Here is an 18738-nt window from a genome sequence, read left to right as displayed (position 1 = left end):
TCGGTAATCTGCCTTGATTCAGAGCCGGTTTTCTGGTCAACTTCGCTGATTGCTCAGCATTGACAAGCAAGGGACTTCATTGATGGCTCAATCCAGAGAGGGAACGCCGGCGCCGCCGGGACAGCGCAAGTTTTTTGGACATCCGGCCGGGCTCGGCACGCTGTTCTTCACCGAGCTGTGGGAGCGCTTCAGCTACTACGGCATGCGTGCGCTGCTGGTGCTGTTCATGGTCGCCACGGTGGCCGAAGGGGGGCTGGGCTTTGACGACGAGACCGCCACGGCCATCTACGGCCTCTATACCGCGGCGGTCTACCTGGCCGCACTGCCGGGCGGCTGGCTGGCCGACCGCGTATTTGGCCAGCAGGATGCCATCTGGTACGGCGGCATCATCATCGCGATCGGCCATATCGTGCTTTCGCTGCCGGGCTTTACCGGCATTCCCGAGCTCTACGGCTTTTTCTTCGGGCTGATCCTTATCGTTATCGGCACCGGCCTGCTCAAGCCCAATATCTCCAGCTGCGTGGGTGAGCTCTACCCCGAGGGCGGTGCGCGCCGCGACGCCGGCTATGTCATCTATTACATGGGCATCAACCTGGGTGCCATGCTGGCCCCGCCGATTGCCGGTCTGCTGCGCGTCAACATCGGCTGGCACTGGGGCTTTGCCTCGGCCGCCGTGGGCATGATCGTGGGCCTGATCACCTACCGCATCACGCGCCGTCATCTGGGCGAGTTCGGCAAGCATCCCGAAGCGAACTCGGTCGACAAGCAAGGGCAGACCAGGATCATGACCTGGCTGATCTATGCCGGCGCTGCCGGCCTGTTCGTGCTGGCGGTGCTGGGGCTGGAGGGCGTGCTCAGCATGAACGCCCGCCGTATGTCGGCCTACAGCGCCTATGTCATTCTGGCGGTTGCGGCCATCTTCTACATCCGCGTTCTGATCGATCGCGAGCTGACCAGCCTGGAGCGCCGCCGAACGGTGGTGCTGGTGGCGCTGTTCATCGGTGCCGCGCTTTTCTGGTCGGGCTTCGAGCAGGCCGGCTCCTCGCTCAACCTGTTTGCCGATCGCTATACGGCGCGTGAGATGCTCGGTACGGTCATCCCCGCCGAGGCGTTCCAGTCGCTCAACGCCATTTTCATCGTGCTGCTGGCGCCGTTCTTCTCGGCTCTGTGGATCAATCTCGGCCGCCGCAACATGGATCCGTCGATTCCGTTCAAGTTCGCGCTCGGCTTTTTCCAGCTGGGGCTGGGCTTTGCCTTCATGTGGGTGGCCTCGCTGTTCATCCAGAGCGGCGAGAGCGTGCTGCCGACCTGGCTGCTGTTCACCTACCTGTTCCACACCACCGGCGAGCTGTGCCTCAGTCCCATCGGCCTGTCGGCCACCTCCAAGCTGGCGCCGCGCCGCTACTACAGCCAGATGATGGGCATGTGGTTCTTCGGTGCCGCGCTGGGCAACCTGCTCGCCGGGCTCCTGGCCGGCGGGTTCAGCGACGAAAATATCGCCGATTTCCCCAACCTCTATCGTCAGATCGTGATTTTCCTGGCCGTGGTGGGTGTCGGCTTCCTGATCGCCACGCCGTTTCTGAAGAAACTGGCGGCGCTCGACGAAGACAAGGTCAACAACCTCGCTCGCCAGGACGAGCCCGGTGCCTACGAGGCCGGCGGGCCGAAGGAGCCGCCTCGGGATTGAGCCGGGGTGAAAAGGATGCAGCAAGAAAGCGAAGCGGGCGCCACTGGCGTCCGTTTCCTTTCAGGTCGGGCGTCAATCGTCGAATCGTTCGAGATTGTGGGCCAGGGACGCCGCCGACAGCGTGCCGAGATGGGTGTTTACCTGCCTGCCGCTGCGGTCGTAGAAAAGCGTCGTCGGCAGGGTCCGGTTGCCGGTTGCGCGCCCGATTCTGGCGCCAGTGTCGGTCAATACGTGGTCAAGCGACAGCTCGTGCCGGGACAGGAAATCCTGAATGGTTTCGGGTTGTTCGCCCTGATTGACGAAGATGAAGGCGACATCCGGGTTTTCCTGCTGGGCTTTCTCGAGGACGGGCATTTCGCGAACGCAGGGCGGGCACCAGCTGGCCCAGAGGTTGACAACCACCGGTCTGCCGTCGGCAAGCTGCGGCAGCGTGGTCGTGCGGCTGTCGAGTGCGGTCAGCGTGGTGTCCGGAATGCCCGGTGCCGGCGGCTGGATAACGCCGGTGATCAGCGCTCCCGCGACCCAGGTCACAAGGCCCGCGGCGACTGCGCCGCTCAGGGCGCGGCGAACGGCCGGCCGGCGCCACAGCTGCCAGAGCAGCACAAGCAGCGCGCCGATGATGCCGAAGAGCGGATCGAATCCACCGTCGCGGATATCGATGATGCCGATGAGGTCGCTGCGGTACTGTTCCCAGTAGGTGAACACGAACGCCACGCGCGCCGACACGATGCCCGCGAAGAGCACGTTGAACACCGGATCGGTTACCGATGCCTCCTTTTTTCGGCCCGCAACCGCGGCGACGAGCAACGCGACAATGCCGGCGGCCAGAAAGAGCGCCCGGCCCATTGGAAGCGCCAGAGGTCCGATATCGAGGGTTGCCATTCAAGTCTCCTTCAGGGCTTCGTTGCCGGGTTCAAACCCCTGAGATGCTGGCAGCGGCAGGGAGTCACGCAGCTACGGGTTTCCGTCAGTCTGCCTTTTTCGGGGTTTGGCGAAACGGATTGATCAGCAGCCGGGGCAGGGATTGCTCGGCTTTTGATCGGAAGTGCTCCAGCCCGATCGGCATGCTGCGCTCGTCGTCCCGCGGCGCGGGCGTGTAGCTGCCGAAGATCCGGTCCCACGCCGACAGGTGAAAGCCGTAGTTGCTGTCGGTCTCCGGCCGCCAGGTGGAGTGGTGGATACGGTGCATGGAGGGAGTGACGATCAGCCAGCGCAGGCGTCGGTCCAGCGTCGGCGCGAAGCGAAAGTCAGCGTGGGTGAACAGCGCGCCCGCCGACAGCAGAACCTCGAAGACCAGCACCGCGGCGGGGTGCGGGGCCAGCAGCCAGACCAGGCCCAGCTTGATGCCCATCGATAGCGCGGTTTCGAAGGGATGAAAGCGTACCCCGGTAGTCACGTCGAAAGCCGTGTCGGCGTGATGCACGCGGTGCATGCGCCACAGAAAGGGCACGATGTGGAGCAGTCGGTGCTGCCAGTAGATCGCCAGGTCGAACAGCAGCACCGCGGTGGCGATCTCCAGCCACCTCGGCCAGGCCAGCCAGCCATACAGGCCGCCGCCGTGAACCTGCACCGCCAGAGCGACCGCCAGCAGCGGAAAGGCCAGGCGGAGCAGCAGGGTGCCCAGCACGACCAGGCCGGCGTTGGTCAGTTGTCTGGGTGACCACTGACCGTCGCCGCGCGCCGGCCACAGGCGCTGGAAGATCAGCAGCAGGGCCAGCGTGCCGAGGAAGATGGTCAGGCGAATGAGGGGTTCGTGTTGCATTTGTCAGGATTTCAGCGGACCGGCCTTTCCAGGGTTTCTGCAAGCGTTGCCAGCAGCGCTTGTTGAGACGGCAGCGGGTCACGCAGGTTCCGCAGCTCCTGGGTCAATGGCCATATGTCCGCCCGGGTGTCCAGATCGGTCAGCATCGGCAGCTCCAGCCATTCGCCATCATCACCAATGGACTCCCGAAACGCCCGCAGCGTATCCGGACGGCTGTAGACAACGCGTGTCCACTTCTTCAGCGGCGGTACATGGTTGGCGCCAAACGTCCAGAAGCCGCCGTCACGGGCCGGTCCCAGCACCCTGGCGGCAGTTTCCCGGCGCAGCCACTCGGCAGCGCGGTGCAGCACGGCGGGTTCGAGCTGCGGGGCGTCGGCGCCCAGCAGCAGGCCGCCACCGTGTCGCCGGACAAGCTGGTCGAGGACGCGATGCATGCGCGCGCCCAGGCTGCCGCCTCCCTGCGCCAGCAGCGGCAGATCTGGCCAGCGAGCCCCGGATTGCTCCACGGCCTCGGCGCTGGCCCAGTAGACCGGGCCGCTCTCCGACCGCCGCGCGGCCTGGGCAACGGCGGTGGCACACTGCAGATACAGTCGGGTTGCCGACTTGTCTCCGATCGTGGCGGCCAGGCGGGTCTTGAGCGGTGTCAGCCCGGGAGTCTTGACGAAGATTGCTATGGCGGTCATGAAAGCCCGGTGGTGTCGCTGGCGCGCGCGCTTCGAATCAGGCGGCGGGCCGCGATCTGGTGCTGCCAGGTCAGGCGCAGCCAGCCATGCGCGCCGTAGCGCCGGGCGCTGGTGGCCACGCGCAGCCCCATGGGCCGGACCGGCACGCCGGCGCTGCGGGCACGCACAATCAGGTCGAGATCTTCGCCGCGTTCCAGGTCTTCGCGAAAACCACCCAGGTCCTGCAATCGCCCGCCTGGCATGCACAGGCTCTGGTCGCCATAGGGCAAGCCGAAAAAACGCGAGCGCAGATTGGCGCCGAGGGCGTTGAGCCTCGTGAGCCTCGGCCCGTCGGGCAGGAACCGCAGCCAGCCGTAGCCGATGGCATCGTGCGCGTGCCTGGCAAAAGCCACGGCGCGATCCAGGGCGGTGGGCGCGATCACGCTGTCGGCGTGTACGAACCACAGCCAGTCTGCGCTGGCCGCCCGGGCGCCCGCATTGAGCTGCCGCGCGCGGCCGGCGGGGCCGACAACCGCGATCGCGGCGCGTGGCCAGCGTTGCTTTGTGGAGGTGGCCGCGCTGATGATCAATTCGCAGCTTGGCGGTCGCGCTTCCAGTGCGTGGTGTAATTGTGGATCAAGCCGGTCCCGCGGTCCGACCGGAACAACGAGGCTGAGCAGGTAGCCGGGCATGTCTCAGCGGTGCAGCTCGCCCTCGCGCTCGGGTTGGTAGACGACCTGCTCGACGCGCACGTGCATGCTGCCGCCGCCGGGGCGCGGCCAGTCGATGCCCTTGCCTTCCTGCATGCCCAGCAGGGCGCTGCCCACGGGTGCCATCACCGAAATCTGTTGTTCGGAATCGGTCAGCGAGGCGGGGTAAACCAGGGTTTTGGTATATTCATGTCCGTCGACGGACAGGCGCACCCTGGAGTTCATGGTCACGACATCAGCCGGTATCTCCCCCGGCTCGGTCAACACGCCGCGGGCCAGCTCGGACTCGAGCTCGGCCATTCCGGAGAAGGCGTTGTTCGGCAGATCATCGAGCAATTGCTCGAGCCGGTGAAGATCCATCGATGAGATGGTGATGGGAGGTCTGGTGCTCATGGTTACATCCTGCAGCGTCCGTATGTGCAAAAAGCCGGCAGCGTCCGCATGACGGCTGCCGGCCCTTTGCATTCGAAAATCTTGCCCCGTGGGTACAACAGTGTACTCCTTTCCGGCCCGATTGTGCCAAAGCGACTCAAACACTGCGCGACCAGCATGGGGCGGCTGTAGCCGGTGCGGCGCGTTCCCGGAGGGTTGGCGCTGTGAGAAATAGAGGGTGTCAGGACTTGTCGGCGGGTTTTTTCCCGAGCGATACTCGCTCGATCCCGGCCAGGTCGCGCCGGGAGGCCACCTGCGCGAATCCGGCCGCCTCCAGCAGGGCGCGAACCGCGGCCGCCTGGTCGTGGCCGTGTTCGATCAGTAGCCAGCCGTCACTCGTCAGTCTTTCGAAGCTCGCGGGCAGGAGTCGACGGATGACAGCGAGGCCATCCGGCCCGGCGGCCAGCGCTGCGTGCGGCTCGAAGCGCAGGTCGCCGCTGGCAAGGTGGGGGTCGGCCGCGCCCACATAGGGCGGATTGGAGACAATCAGCTCGAAGCGGTGATCAGGCAGTGGCTCGAGCAGGTTGCCGTGGAAAAGCGCGACTTGATCCAGGCGCAGACGATCGCGATTGATCGCGGCCACGGCCAGTGCGTCGCCCGACTGGTCGACGGCCGCGATACGCCACTGCGGTCGTTCTGCAGCCAGGGTCAGGGCAATGCATCCGGAGCCGGTACCGACATCGCAGATGCGGGCGCATTCGGGCAGCTCGAGCGACAGCGCCAGCTCGATCAATAGTTCGGTTTCGGGGCGTGGAATCAGCACGCGTTCGTCAACATGGAAATCGCGGCCGTAAAACTCCCGTTGGCCGCATAGCTGTGCGATCGGCCGGCCTTGCACACGTTGTTCTACCAGGTGCTCGAGGCGTGCCGCCGACGCCGCGTCGATCGGGTCGTCGTCATGGGCATACAGCCAGCTGCGATCGCAGTCCAGCGCATGGCAGGCCAGCAGGTCCGCCTCGAGGCGGCTGTCAAGGCGCTTGCGCGCCCGGACAAGCGCTGTTGCGACGGAAAGCGCGGATTCGTGATCATCGTTCGTGGTCGAGTGCATCAGACAGTGTGCCCAGCTTCGTGACGAACCCCCCAAAGCTTGATTATGCCGCCTTGTGAAGCGCCGGTGACCGCGGCATGATGAATGTTGCCGCACCTCGAGTTATTTGTTTTGCGGGGGGGCGCTTCAATTGCCGTGTTATCCGGGCACGTTCCCGATGGACCTGATGCGAAGAACGATGACATCAGATAATCGACCTCGAACGAGGGCGGCCTGGCTGCCGCTGTTGCTGTTGGTTGCCAGCCTGCCCGCCGCTGCGGCACAGCTTAACATGCATCGTTACGATACCCGCGACGGCATTCCGCAAAGCCAGGTCAGCAGCGTGCACCAGGATGCCGAAGGCTATCTCTGGGTCGGTACTTACGGTGGCCTGACGCGATACAACGGCGATCGTTTCACTGTCTTTGGCGCTGACAGCGGTCTGCCGAGCAGCTTTGTTGCGGTTGTGGACTCCGGCCCGGACGGCACTGTCTGGGCAGGCACGGCTCAGGGATTGTGCAGAAAAGAGGCCGCTGATTTTGTCTGCATCAGCCCGCCGGGCATGGATCAGCTCCTGGTCAATGATGTCCTGATCGGTCGCGATCAGGTGCTGGTCGCTGCCGACGAAGGGGTGTTTCGTTATGCCGGTGATCGGCTGGAGCCGGTGAGCCAATGGAATGAAAGACCCGGCTCGAGGGTGATTCATGCGCTGGCCTTCGATGATCGCGGGCGGGCGTGGCTGGCGGCCCAGAGCGGCCTTTTCCGGCTTGAGCCCGACCAGACCGTGGCGGTTTCTCTGCCGACCGATGACCCCGCAGTACATAGCCTGGAGTTCCACGGGGGTCAGCTCTGGGCCGGAGCGGGCGGGCGGCTTTTTGCCGTCGACCCCGCGTCCGCAACGGTCACGGAACATGAGCTGCCGCTGCCGCCGGGGACGCGCATCAACGACATCGATTTCGATGCTGAGCAACGGCTGTGGCTGGCGAGTGCGGAAGGGCTGGTCAGGGGGTTTCCCGGTGAGCTGGAGCATCTGGGCACGCGCGAGGGTCTGCCCAACAAGCGCTTGCTGGCCGTCACCCACGATCGCGAGGGGCTGGTCTGGCTGGCGACCGATCAGGGGCTGGTCAAGGTTCTGCCCGGCCCGTTCGAAGGCTACTCGGCCCAAACCGGTTTGCTGTCGTCGTTCGTTCGCACCATCAATGAAGACGATCAGCAGCGTCTGTGGCTGGGCACGCACGAAGGGCTGCAGATCGTGCCGCGCCGCGACGGGCACCGCGATTTCGAGGCGTCCACCGTGTTGCGGCGCGAGGACGGCTTGCCCGACAACCGGGTCTACAGCATTGCCTTCGAACCACCCGATGTGGCCTGGATTGCCACCGGCCAGGGGGTGGCGCGCTGGCGGCCGGGGCAGGGTGTGACCGAAGTGATCGACAGCACCAGCGGTTTGCCGTCTCAGGAGGTCCATGCCCTATTGACCGATCATCGTGACAGGCTGTGGATCAGCAGCACTCGTGGCACGCGTTATCGTGATCGTGGCGCGCTGCGCACGCCCGATGAGTCTGTTCTGGCCGATGCGTTCGCCTTTCGGATCCGCGAAGACGATGCCGGACGCCTCTGGTTTGCGACATTGCGCAGCGGCCTGCTGGTGCTCGACCCGGAAGAAGGCCTTCAACAATATCGCGCTGCAGAGGGCCTGACTGACCAGATATTGTGGGATCTGGCGCCGTCGGCGGACGGCTCGATGTGGGTCGGCAGCAACGGCGACGGCATTTTCCGGGTCTGGCCCGATGGCCGCATTGCACAATTCACCCGTGACGATGGGTTGGCCGACAATTCGGCCTGGCAGGTGCTGGAAGATGATCACGGCCGCGTCTGGGCCTATACCAATCGCGGCCTGTCGCGGATGGAGGACGGTAGGGTTGTCAACTACACCCGGCGCGATGGGCTTTTGCACCTGGAGGGCGGTGCCACCGGTGCGCTTCAGAGCAGCGACGGCTTGCTGTGGTTTGCCTCGGCCGACGGTCTGATGCGCTACGCCGCAGAACGGGAGTATCGCAATACCCTACCGCCGCCGGTCGTCATCGAATCGGTCCGTCTCGACGGGCGGGCCGTGAATGCCGGTGATCGGCTGCCGTTTCGTTCCGGCAGCCTGGTTCTGCGTTTTGCCGGCCTGAGCTTTCAGGACGAAACTGCCGTGCGCTTCAAATATCGGCTCCGTGGCGCCACCAGGCGCTGGTCGAGCCCTGCTGCCAGCCGGCAGGTGACCTATGCCAACCTGGGCCACGGTGACTACGTTTTCGAGGTCAAGGCTGCCAACCCGGACGGCGTCTGGAGTCCGGAGCCGGTGCGCTTTGCTTTCCAGGTCATCACCCCTTTCTGGGCCAACCCCTGGTTCATTACCGCTGCTGCCCTGGGCTTGTTTGCGCTTTTGTGGTTTGCGGTGCACCTGCGCCTGCGCCACATCAAGGCGACGCGCCGACGCCTGCAGCGTATCGTGCGCCAGCGCACCTCGGAGCTCAGCGAGGCCAATCAGCGGCTGCGCCATACCGCGCGCACCGATCAGCTTACCGGTCTGCCCAACCGACGCTATCTGGCCGAGCGCATCGGTGAGGACCTCGCGCGCTGCCGGCGCGCTCACGCCGACGGGATGTCGACCAGCAGCGACCTCGCGTTTCTGATGATCGACCTCGACGACTTCAAGCGCATCAACGATGAGTTCGGGCACGATGTCGGCGACAACATGCTGGTGGCGTTCAGCCGGGTAGTGTCGGATCGGCTGCGCAAAAGCGACTACATGATTCGCTGGGGCGGCGAGGAGTTCATGGTCGTCGCCTGCCAGACCGAAGCCGAAAACGCCGGCCAGATCGCGGAACGCATCATGACTGCCGTGCGTGCGGCGGACTTTTCGATCGATGAAGGCGGTGAGCCGATCGCCGTGACCTGTTCGGTAGGCATAGCCTGCTATCCCTTTGGTGAATCGGTCGACGCGCTCGACTGGGAGCAGGTCGTGAAGCTGGCTGATGTCGCCGTCTATCAGGCCAAGGCTGCCGGCCGGGACTGCTGGGTGCAACTCATGCCCGGCGAGCGGTTCTCAGCGAGCGACCACGCCGACTTCATTCAGGCCGCCAAGACCGATACCGAGGCCTTGATAGAGCAGGGCGCGCTGCGCCGCCGACAGGGAAGTTGATCGAAGACAGCAGGGAAAAGCGGCCAGAGGTCGCCAGGGTGGAACCGGAGCGTCAGCGCAGCTCGCTGGCCACAGGCCAGCCATCTAACCGCCGCGCGAAGCGCGAGAGGCGGTTCGTTGGCAAGAGTGGATCGGAAGCGAGTCGGGTGAAGCGGGAAGGTGGTGGCCAGGGACGGAATCGAACCGCCGACACGGGGATTTTCAATCCCCTGCTCTACCGACTGAGCTACCTGGCCCTGTTTGCTGCCTTCCGGCTCATGGCCGGCAAGCCGCACATTAAACCCCTTTTGGCTGCCGAAGTCAACCGCGATCGCACGGCACTTTTTTCCGGGCTTGCCGTCCATAACCAGTGAACTTCGACTGAAAAGGTGTAGCAATGCGCACGATCATGCTCATTTTGATGCCTGTCATGATCGCGGCGTGCGCCGTATCCGGTGAGTCACGCGATCAGTTCAACGAGCTGGCCCTCTACGAGCGTCACGCCGGCGCCAGCCAGAGCTGGGTGCGATACACCAACATTCGCAACTGGTGGGCCGTGGGCCCGCACGCGGTCGTGTTCGAAATGGATCGCTCGCGTCACTATCTGGTGCGGCTCATCGGGGCCTGCGATCTGAATCTCGATACCGCGATCTCGATGCGCCTGATCAATTCGCGCCGCAACGTGCTCAGCGAGTTCGACCGCGTCGATATCCGCGGCCAGACCTGTCAGGTTCAGTCGGTTCGTCGCCTGGACCTTGACGCCGTGGAGGCCGAGCTGGCAGAGCAGAACCAATCGCTGCCGGAGGGGCAGGGCAGCCCCGCGGCGGAAGTCGACGATCAGTCCTCGGGTGGGGTGTAGCCTTCGGCCTGATCGACCTCGCCGCCGAACAGGAACGCTTCGGCCTGCGCCTCGAGATACCGACGGTGCTCAGGGTCGATCGGGCTCAGGCGCTTTTCGTTGATCAGCATGGTCTGGTGGTCGAGCCACTTCTGCCAGGCTTGTTTCGAGATGTTTTCGTGGATTCGCTGCCCGAGTTCGCCGGGAAGTGGCGGGCGGGGCAGGCCTTCGGCTTCGCGTTCGAGGTACTGACAGTGGATTTTGCGCTCGCTCATCTGAAGTGATCTCCTGAAGATGGGGTTCAATGATACGTCTCTGGCCGGGTGCGGGGGTGCCGGTTCAGCGTTGGCGGAAAAGCCGTTCGATCATCCGCCGTATCGGTTGTGGCAGGCCGCGGCGCAGGGCCTGGGCCGGTGTCAGCCAGCAGCTGTCAGGGTCTTCGCTCACCTGAAGGTCGCTCGGGACGCGAACCCGCTGGAAATGAATATCGAGCGTGAAGTGCGTGAACTGATGAACGACGGCTTCCGGTGGCTCGGCGGCGCAGCTGACGCGCGCAGGCTGGATGTCGCCATGCTCCGGCAGCGTCCACAGCCCGCCCCAGATTCCGGCAGGCGGGCGCCGCTGCAGCAGGAGTTCGCCGCGGTCGTTTTCGATGATCATCAGGGTTGTCGTGCGCCGGGGCCGAGGCTTGCGGGGCTTCTTTCCGGGCAGTTCTTCGATGCGCCCGGTCAGCCGGGCGACGCAGTCGGCGGCGACCGGGCATTGCCGGCAATCCGGGTGCCGCGGGCTGCAGATCATCGCGCCCAGATCCATGATCGCCTGGGTGTAGTCAGCGGCGCGATTGTCGGGCGTACAGTCTTCGGCGCGGGCCCATAGCGCCCGCTCTACCGCGGCTCGTCCGGGCCAGCCCGCAATGCCGGCATGCCTTGCCAGCACGCGCTTGACGTTGCCATCGAGGATGGTGGCGGGCCGGTCATGCGCCTGGGCGACGATGGCGTTGGCGGTCGATCTGCCGATGCCCGGCAGGGCGTCGAGCGCATCGGCATCGGCAGGCAGCTCGCCGTCGTGGTTTTCGAGACAGGCAAGGGCGGCCGCGTGCAGATTGCGGGCCCGGGCGTAGTAGCCCAGGCCCGACCAGAGCGCCAGCACCTCGTCGATAGGAGCACGCGCCAGCGTCTCCAGGTCGGGGAAGGCGGTCATGAAGCGCTCGAAGTAGGGAATGACCGTGCGCACCTGCGTTTGCTGCAGCATGATCTCGGCTACCCAGACCCGATAGGGCGTGCGGTTCTTCTGCCAGGGAAGGTCTTGGCGACCATGAGCTTGCCACCAGGCCAGCAGGCGTTCGGCGAAGGCGGCTTGAGGCACCGCGGAAGGCACGGAGGTTTCAGGTGGCGTCGGCATTGGTTCGAGGCCCGCGTGGGTCGCGGCTACATCCGCGGCGGACGAGACAGGGGCTTGGGACACGCATCAGCCAGGCGTGATCACCGCTCAACGACCGTCGGTCGGGATGTGGTCCCGATTCAGGCTTCGACCGGCAGGATCGCATGCACGAAGGTGCCGGCGTCGAAGGGGCGCAGGTCGGCGACCGATTCACCCACGCCGATGAAACGAATGGGAATTTCCATTTCCTCGGCAATGGCAAACAGCACGCCGCCGCGGGCGGTGCCGTCAAGTTTGGTCACCGCAATGCCGGTCAGCTGCGCGGCCTCGTTGAACTGGCGCGCCTGTGCCAGCGCGTTCTGGCCGGTGCCGGCGTCGACCACCAGCATGGTTTCGTGCGGCGCCTCCGGGTCGATCTTCTTCATCACGCGGATGATCTTGGACAGCTCGGCCATCAGGTTGTCCTGGGTATGCAGCCGCCCGGCGGTGTCGGCAATCAGCACATCCACCTCGCGCGCGCGCGCTGAATGCAGCGCATCGTAGATCACCGCGGCGGTGTCGGCGCCGGTTGCCTGCGCCACGACCGGCACGTCGTTGCGTTCGCCCCAGGCCTGCAGCTGCTCGACTGCGGCGGCGCGGAAAGTATCGCCCGCGGCCAGCATGACCTTCTTGCCTTCGTCGAGGTAGCGTCGCGCCAGCTTCCCGATAGTGGTTGTCTTGCCCACGCCGTTGACGCCGACCATCAGGATGACGAAGGGCTTGTGCTCCTCGCCGATGGCGAGGAAGTCCTCGCAGGGCTCGATCAGGTCGTAGAGCTCGGCTTGAACGGCCGGCAGCACCTGAGCGGGTTCGCTGATCACGCCCTGGCGCACGCCGTCGCGCAGCCGGTCGACGATGCGAGTGGTTGCGGCAACGCCGACGTCGGCGGTCAGCAGCGTGGTTTCGATCTCTTCGATGAGGTCTTCGTCGATTCGCTCGGCCGAGCCGATCAGGCCAAACAGGCTGCCGAGGCTGGATCGGGTTCGCTCGAGACGCTTTTCGAGCGGATCGGCATCGGACTGTTCGGCCGGGCGGACCTGCGTGGTTTCCACGCCCTTGCCGGATTTCTTGCGCTTGAAGATGGAAAACATCGGAATTGGTTCAAAGGTTTACGTTTTAATTGCCGTGACGATTCTCGCGCAGGCTGTGGTGGCATCTGCGGCGAATGAGCCGAACACCCCGAACACGGGTGGCGGAAGTGTCGGCGGATTGCAACTGAACGGTCGGCTCGCTCGTCAACCCGGTATGCTATCACCCCCATGACAGGCAGGATCAGGATTATCGGCGGCCAGTGGCGTGGCCGGAAGCTGGAGGTTCCGAACCGCCCGGGCCTGCGCCCGACCGGCGACCGCGCGCGCGAAACCCTGTTCAACTGGCTGCAGGCAAGCGTGCCGGGGGCCCGTTGTCTGGACCTGTTTGCCGGCACCGGCGCGCTGGGGCTGGAGGCGCTTTCCCGGGGCGCGGCGCTGGCGGTTCTGGTGGAGCGCGATCGGCGCCTGGTCGCAGCGCTGCACAAGGTCGCCGAAACCTGGCCGGGCGGCGAGCGTATGGAGGTGGTCGGCGGCGATGTGCGGCGCTGGCTGCAAACCGATCATCGCTCCTTTGATCTGGTTTTCATCGACCCGCCGTTTGCTGATGGTCTGCAGAAAGAGCTTCTCGGGTGCCTTGTCGATGACGGGCATCTGGCGCCGGAGGCGCTGGTTTACCTCGAGCAGGATGCTCGTCTGCCGGAGCCGGAGCCGTGCGAACGCTACGAGATGCGGCGGAGCAAGGTTCTGGGCGAGGTCCGGATGACGCTGCTCGCAAGGCGCTGAACCCAATCGGCAGGTGGCGTGTCGCGGCGTCCGGGCGGATTTCTGACCGGGCGTTATAATGCGCGTTGATTTTTTCCGAGACGCCTGTGATGTCCCAGCCCGATTATGGCCTTGCCGTCTATCCCGGCACCTTCGATCCCATGACCCACGGGCATACCGATCTGATCGCGCGTGCTTCGCACATGTATCGTCGCATTATCGTGGCGATTGCCGAAAGTCCGCACAAGCAGCCGTCTTTTCCGCTCGACGATCGCATCGGGCTGGCGCGACAAGTGCTCGCCGAGGAGGGATTGGACAACGTTGACGTGGTTGGCTTCAACAACCTGCTGGCGCATTTTGTCCAAGAGCATGGGGCGGGGGTGATCCTGCGTGGTTTGCGCGCGGTATCGGACTTCGAGTACGAGTTTCAGCTCGCCTCGATGAATCGCCACCTGATTGAAGATGTGGAAACCGTGTTTCTGACGCCGGCGGAAAAGTACAGCTTCATTTCCTCATCGTTGGTCAAGGAAATTGCGCGGCTGCAGGGCGATGTCGGTCGTTTCGTCAACCCGCGTGTTTCTGCCGCGCTGCGCGAGCACTACTCCTGAAAGCGCGACCCGGCCGCCAAGTGGCGGCCGGGGCGAAGTGGATCAGAAGCGCAGGTCCACCCGCGTGTAGATATAGCGGCCGTTGAAACCAAACGGCGAGAAGCCCGAGTACGGGAAGATGAGATCGAAAGTGCCAGCCGAGCGGCCGGTGCTTTCGAGGATCTCTCTGGACGTGTCGGGATAGACGTCGAAGACGTTGTTGGCACCAAGCGACAGCGACATGGCATCGTTGGCCTGGTAGCTGACCTCGAGGTCGGTGATCCACTTGGCCGGCAGTTTCTGATCGTTGGCCTTGTCTGTACCGGCGTCGACCGTATCGCCGAAGCGGGTGGTCATCAGGTTGACCGTGAAGGCGTTGTAGTACCAGGTGCCACCGATATTGAACTTGGTCTTGGGGGCGCCTTCCTCGAAGCGCTTGCGTTCACGACGGGAGAACAGGTTGTCTTCGGTGACGCCGACCTGCGCCAGCTCTTCCGGCGGATCGATGACGCTGGTGACCTCGTTGTCGGTGTAGTTGAAACCGCCGGCCAGGTTCAGTCGGCCCCATTCGTTGAGCTCCAGATCATAGCTGCCGACCAGGTCGACGCCGCGCGTCTTGCTGTCGATGCCATTGAGGAAAAAGCGCGCGCGATTGGCACCGGTGCCTTCCAGCAGCCGCTCGATGCCCGGCCCCGAGAGGTTTTCCGAAAGCACGATGCGATCATCGATCTTGATGTGGAAGAAATCCGCCGTGAGGTTGAGCCCCGGCATCGGGGTGAACACGAACCCGGCGGAGAACGAAACGCTTTCCTCTTCCTGCAGGCCGGGCGAGCCCAGTGCCTGGGCGACCTGGCTATCGGGACGGAAGGTGCCGGTTTCAGTGGGCACTGAGTCGACGAATACCGTGGCCACCGAGGTAAAGGTCTGCTGCGCGAGTGAAGGTGCGCGGAAGCCGGTGGAGCCCGAGGCGCGGATCGCGACCGAGTCGTTGATGCGGTAGCGCCCGGCCAGCTTGCCGTTGAGGGTCGAACCGAAATCGGAATAGTCCTCGAAGCGCAGGGCCGCAGTCATGTTGAAGTCAGTCGTGAGGTCGGCGTCGGCTTCAGCATAGATGCTGGCGCTGTCGCGGCTCTGGCTGATGGCCGATTCCGGCGTGAAACCCGGGAAAACCTGACTGCCAGCAGCGCCGGGGAACGGACCGTCAATGTAGCTGGCTCTCTCACCGGCCTCGATCTCGTAGCCTTCGTCGCGGTATTCAACGCCTGTGGCGATGTTGACCGGCGTGTTGCCGAACTGGAACAGGCGCGAGGCGTCGGCATTGAATACCAGCTGGTCGTTTTTCAGGCTGCCGGCGAAAAACGTCGTCGGGCTGGTGGGCCCGAGCGAGGCATTGAGGGTGTTGTCGACGCCGAATTCGAGGTCGTTTTCACCATAGGTCAGGGAAAAGTCCAGGAACCAGTCGGAAAGGTCACCGCGAACGCCGATGGCCGCGCTCTTGTCGCGGGTGTCGGTGGTGATCAGGGGCAGAAAGCCCTCCGGATAGATCTCGGGAACGTTGCGAGCGTCGAGTGCGCGTCGATAGAAACCGCCGGCATCCCCTTCGCGATCAGCGTAGCTGCCAAAGGAGTACAGCTCGAAGCCGCCGTTGCCCAGCGGCAGTCCGGCGTTGTAGAACAGCGAGAGTTCCTCGACGTTGGGGTCACCGAAACGATGATTGATGCGGTTGAACGTCAGCTCGCGCGGATCCAGGCTGCCGTCGTCCAGACGCGGGAACTGCTCACGCGGATCGAAGCCGGCGCGGTTGGTCGGGTTGCTGCTGCGGAACTGGCCCGAGGCATGGAAAAAGCCCTCGCTGCCCAGGGCAAAACCGCCGTCGGCGCGCAGGGTCACGGTCTCGCCGTCGTTGGCGGTTCGATCCTTGCCTTTTTCTATCTTCAGCTCCTCAAGCGGGCTGATGGCCACGTTTGCCACCCGCGGCACGCCGTCGACGCTGGTGTGGTTCTGGCCGTAGATTGCCGACACACCGAAGCCGCCCGGCTGGTCCCTGAGCACGATGTTGATCACACCGGCAATGGCGTCCGAGCCGTACTGTGCCGCGGCGCCGTCGCGCAGCACTTCGATGCGTTCGATTGCGTTGGGCGGGATGAGGTTGAAGTCCACCGCGGTCGAGCCGCGGCCCACCGAGCCGTTGAGGTTCACCAACGCCGAGGTGTGACGTCGCTTGCCGTTGACCAGCACCAGCGTCTGGTCGGGAGCCAGGCCCCTGAGCTGGGCCGGGCGCACCTGGTCGGTGCCATCGGTGATTGAAGAGCGCGGAAAGTTGAAGCTGGGCAGCAGCCGCGACATGATCTCGGCCGTTTCGGTCATGCCGGTGGAGATGATCTCGTCGGCCGAGATGGTGTCGATGGGCACGTTGCTGTCGGCGGCGGTACGACCGCGGCGGCGCGTGCCCGTCACGGCGATGCGGTCGGTGGTGTCGGCGTTCTCTGCAGCGCGTTCGTCTGTATCAGCGCTGTCCTGCGCGGCAGCCGGAAAGGCGATCATGGCCAGGCCAATCGCCAGACCCATGGCCAGGCCAACCGTCTGGCCGCTGGTGCTGACCATACGCCAGCGTCTTGAGCGCTCGCAGTGATTTTGACGATGTACTTCTTGCATGTCTTCCCCTCCTCTTGTTGGGTGCGCCTGTGGCCGGAGTGACGCGCAGGCGCTGGCGGTCTGAAAACTGGCAGGTGGTTGTCACTATCCCGCCGGCGTTAAATAAATGCAAGCAGTTCGTTAACTAGAGGTCTTGCGGCTGCGTGCTATATTCCGGGCCTGAACAGTGAATTCGAACCGACAGATGGAGCGAGTGATGCGCCCAGTGATGAACCAAGCCTTCCGCGCAACCCTGACCTGCCTGCTGCTGGTGGCCTTCTCCGCCGCGGCGGCCGCCGGCCCCGGCCGGGCCGCGATTTCGAGCGCGCACGAACTGGCCACGAATGCCGGCGTGGAAATCATGGAAAAAGGCGGCAACGCCTTTGATGCGGCGGTGGCCGTGTCGGCCGCGCTGGCCGTGGTCGAGCCGGAGTCGTCCGGCATCGGCGGCGGCGGCTTCTGGCTGCTGCACCGCGTTGCCGATGGGCATTCGGTGATGGTCGACGGGCGTGAGACCGCGCCCGCTGCTGCCACCGCCGACATGTACGTGAATGATCAGGGTGAAGTCGATCGCGATCGCGCCATCAACGGCGCGCTGGCCGGCGGCATTCCCGGGGCGCCGGCGGCCTGGGTGCATATCGCTGAAGCCTACGGCAGTCTGGAGCTGTCAGAGTTGCTCGCGCCGGCCATCCGCCTGGCCGAAGAGGGCTTTCCGGTAGATGCCAAGTATCACTCCCTGATTGGTTACCGTGCCGAGGTGATGCAGCGCTGGCCCGAGACGGCCGCCATATTCATGCCCGATGGCGATGTACCCGCTGTTGGCGACATCATTCGCAATCCGGATCTGGGCAAAACCCTGCGCGCCCTGGCTGAACACGGCAAAGAGGGTTTCTACAGTGGCGAGGTGGCAGCAAAGCTGGTCGAAGGGGTGCAGGCCACCGGGGGCATCTGGACCCTGGCAGATTTTGCCGATTATGAGGTTGTCGAACGCGAGCCGGTGCGCAGCAGCTATCGCGGCTATCAGCTGATCACCGCCACGCCGCCATCTTCGGGCGGTATCGCCATTGGCCAGATGCTCAAGCTGGTCGAGCCCTTCGACCTGGCCGGCATGCAGCAGGCCGAGCGCGTGCACGTGCTGGCCGAAGCCATGCGCCGCGCCTATCGCGACCGCGCGCTCTACCTTGGTGACCCGGATTTTGTCGACATTCCCGCCGACATGCTCTTGAGCGATGATTATGCCGCCGGCCTGCGCACCACGCTGCGCCTGGATCGGGCCACACCCTCGTCGATGCTGGCCGCCGATCCCGACCGGCTGGGCAAGGAAAGCACCGATACCACGCATTTCTCGCTGATCGACTCGGAAGGCAACATGGTTTCGGCCACGCTGACGGTCAACCTGCCGTTTGGCGCAGCCTACGTGCCGCCGGGCACGGGCGTGCTGGTCAACAACGAAATGGACGACTTTTCCGCCAAGCCGGGCGAGCCCAACGCCTACGGCCTGATCGGTTTTGCCGCCAACGCCATCGAGCCGGGCAAGCGCATGCTCTCGTCGATGACCCCGACCATTGTCATCGGCGACGACCGCACCGCCGTGCTCGGCACGCCGGGCGGCTCGCGCATCATCACCATGGTGCTGCTGGGCGTTCTCGATTTCATTGACGGTAACGGCCCGGAAAGCTGGGTGTCGCTGCCCCGCTTCCACCACCAGTATCTGCCTGATGAAATCTCGATCGAACCCGATGCACTGACTGCCGCGCAGATCAAGCTCCTGGAAGAAAAGGGCCACACCGTGACCGTACGTGATCGCACCTGGGGCAACATGCACGGCGTGATGTGGAACCGCCAGACCGGCGAACTCGAGGCCGCCCACGATCCACGCTGGGAGTCGGGCGGGGCGGTCGTGATCGACATCGACTGAGGTTCGGGCGTTCGGGTCAATCAACTCTCGCCCCGGACTTGATCCGGGGCCTCCTGCATGCCGATGCCGCTGCCAGGATGGTTTTGGCTCGGAGCCGAGACGA

Annotated in this window: 16 protein-coding genes and 1 tRNA gene; 6 read left to right on the top strand and 11 right to left on the bottom strand. The window is 64.6% G+C overall.

From position 1 onward, the window contains the following. Nucleotides 1-82 precede the first annotated feature (82 nt). Nucleotides 83-1687: a peptide MFS transporter gene (locus tag ACEWQ0_RS01825; RefSeq protein ID WP_476481629.1), complete on the top strand. Its 1605-nt coding sequence runs from the start codon at nt 83-85 to the stop codon at nt 1685-1687. Between the two features lie 72 nt (nt 1688-1759). Here ACEWQ0_RS01825 and ACEWQ0_RS01820 read toward each other — a convergent pair whose 3' ends face one another. The 6 genes from ACEWQ0_RS01820 to prmC form a co-directional block, all read right to left on the bottom strand. Further along, entirely contained in the window at nt 1760-2569 is an 810-nt protein-coding gene (locus tag ACEWQ0_RS01820; protein ID WP_476484316.1) for a prolipoprotein diacylglyceryl transferase family protein, read from the bottom strand. Nucleotides 2570-2654: 85 nt separating this feature from the next. Further along, nucleotides 2655-3449, bottom strand: coding sequence for a sterol desaturase family protein (locus ACEWQ0_RS01815; RefSeq protein ID WP_476481627.1), 795 nt, complete (start codon nt 3447-3449; stop codon nt 2655-2657). Between the two features lie 11 nt (nt 3450-3460). After that, the gene (locus ACEWQ0_RS01810; RefSeq protein ID WP_476481626.1) at nt 3461-4132 is read right to left on the bottom strand and encodes a TIGR04282 family arsenosugar biosynthesis glycosyltransferase; all 672 of its coding nucleotides are present in this window, start codon (nt 4130-4132) and stop codon (nt 3461-3463) included. Further along, nucleotides 4129-4701, bottom strand: a complete 573-nt coding sequence (locus tag ACEWQ0_RS01805) for a glycosyltransferase (RefSeq protein WP_476484315.1) — start codon at nt 4699-4701, stop codon at nt 4129-4131. Before ACEWQ0_RS01805 ends, ACEWQ0_RS01810 begins: the two co-directional genes overlap by 4 nt. A 105-nt stretch (nt 4702-4806) precedes the next feature. Continuing rightward, the gene (rnk, locus tag ACEWQ0_RS01800) at nt 4807-5214 is read right to left on the bottom strand and encodes a nucleoside diphosphate kinase regulator (RefSeq protein WP_476481624.1); all 408 of its coding nucleotides are present in this window, start codon (nt 5212-5214) and stop codon (nt 4807-4809) included. A 220-nt stretch (nt 5215-5434) separates the two neighbouring features. Next, nucleotides 5435-6301, bottom strand: a complete 867-nt coding sequence (gene prmC / locus ACEWQ0_RS01795; protein ID WP_476481623.1) for a peptide chain release factor N(5)-glutamine methyltransferase — start codon at nt 6299-6301, stop codon at nt 5435-5437. 271 nt (nt 6302-6572) lie between these two features. Between prmC and ACEWQ0_RS01790 the strand changes: the two genes are divergently transcribed. Continuing rightward, nucleotides 6573-9467, top strand: coding sequence for a diguanylate cyclase (locus tag ACEWQ0_RS01790; RefSeq protein ID WP_476481622.1), 2895 nt, complete (start codon nt 6573-6575; stop codon nt 9465-9467). Nucleotides 9468-9627: 160 nt separating this feature from the next. On the opposite strand, the gene ACEWQ0_RS01785 is transcribed toward ACEWQ0_RS01790, so the two are convergent. Next, nucleotides 9628-9703: transfer RNA gene (locus ACEWQ0_RS01785), tRNA-Phe, on the bottom strand. 152 nt (nt 9704-9855) lie between these two features. Here ACEWQ0_RS01785 and ACEWQ0_RS01780 point away from each other — a divergent pair. Beyond that, a complete protein-coding gene (locus ACEWQ0_RS01780; protein WP_476484314.1) occupies nt 9856-10305 on the top strand; it encodes a DUF6491 family protein in 450 nt (149 codons plus the stop codon). On the opposite strand, the gene ACEWQ0_RS01775 is transcribed toward ACEWQ0_RS01780, so the two are convergent. The 3 genes from ACEWQ0_RS01775 to ftsY form a co-directional block, all read right to left on the bottom strand. After that, nucleotides 10284-10559 carry an oxidative damage protection protein gene (locus ACEWQ0_RS01775; RefSeq protein ID WP_476484313.1) on the bottom strand — a complete coding sequence of 92 codons (276 nt, stop codon included), beginning with the start codon at nt 10557-10559 and terminating at the stop codon, nt 10284-10286. The genes ACEWQ0_RS01780 and ACEWQ0_RS01775 overlap by 22 nt on opposite strands. Nucleotides 10560-10623: 64 nt before the next feature. Next, nucleotides 10624-11685, bottom strand: coding sequence for an A/G-specific adenine glycosylase (mutY, locus tag ACEWQ0_RS01770; protein ID WP_476484312.1), 1062 nt, complete (start codon nt 11683-11685; stop codon nt 10624-10626). A 119-nt stretch (nt 11686-11804) separates the two neighbouring features. Continuing rightward, on the bottom strand, nt 11805-12794 hold the full coding sequence (gene ftsY, locus ACEWQ0_RS01765; RefSeq protein WP_476481619.1) for a signal recognition particle-docking protein FtsY: 990 nt from the start codon (nt 12792-12794) through the stop codon (nt 11805-11807). Between the two features lie 168 nt (nt 12795-12962). Between ftsY and rsmD the strand changes: the two genes are divergently transcribed. Further along, complete coding sequence (gene rsmD, locus ACEWQ0_RS01760) at nt 12963-13517, top strand: 16S rRNA (guanine(966)-N(2))-methyltransferase RsmD (RefSeq protein ID WP_476484311.1); 555 nt, start codon at nt 12963-12965, stop codon at nt 13515-13517. A gap of 89 nt (nt 13518-13606) precedes the next feature. Beyond that, nucleotides 13607-14104 (top strand): pantetheine-phosphate adenylyltransferase, encoded by a 498-nt coding sequence (coaD, locus tag ACEWQ0_RS01755; protein WP_476481617.1) that lies wholly within the window; start codon nt 13607-13609, stop codon nt 14102-14104. 42 nt (nt 14105-14146) lie between these two features. On the opposite strand, the gene ACEWQ0_RS01750 is transcribed toward coaD, so the two are convergent. Then, nucleotides 14147-16738, bottom strand: coding sequence for a TonB-dependent receptor plug domain-containing protein (locus ACEWQ0_RS01750; RefSeq protein ID WP_476484310.1), 2592 nt, complete (start codon nt 16736-16738; stop codon nt 14147-14149). A 208-nt stretch (nt 16739-16946) separates the two neighbouring features. Here ACEWQ0_RS01750 and ggt point away from each other — a divergent pair, with 208 nt between their 5' ends. Next, entirely contained in the window at nt 16947-18635 is a 1689-nt protein-coding gene (gene ggt / locus ACEWQ0_RS01745; protein ID WP_476484309.1) for a gamma-glutamyltransferase, read from the top strand. Nucleotides 18636-18738: the final 103 nt, after the last annotated feature.

The organism is Wenzhouxiangella sp. YN9 (genome assembly GCF_056324165.1).
The sequence above is the reverse complement of the archived record's forward strand: the minus strand, read 5'-3'. Positions and strand labels throughout refer to the sequence as shown.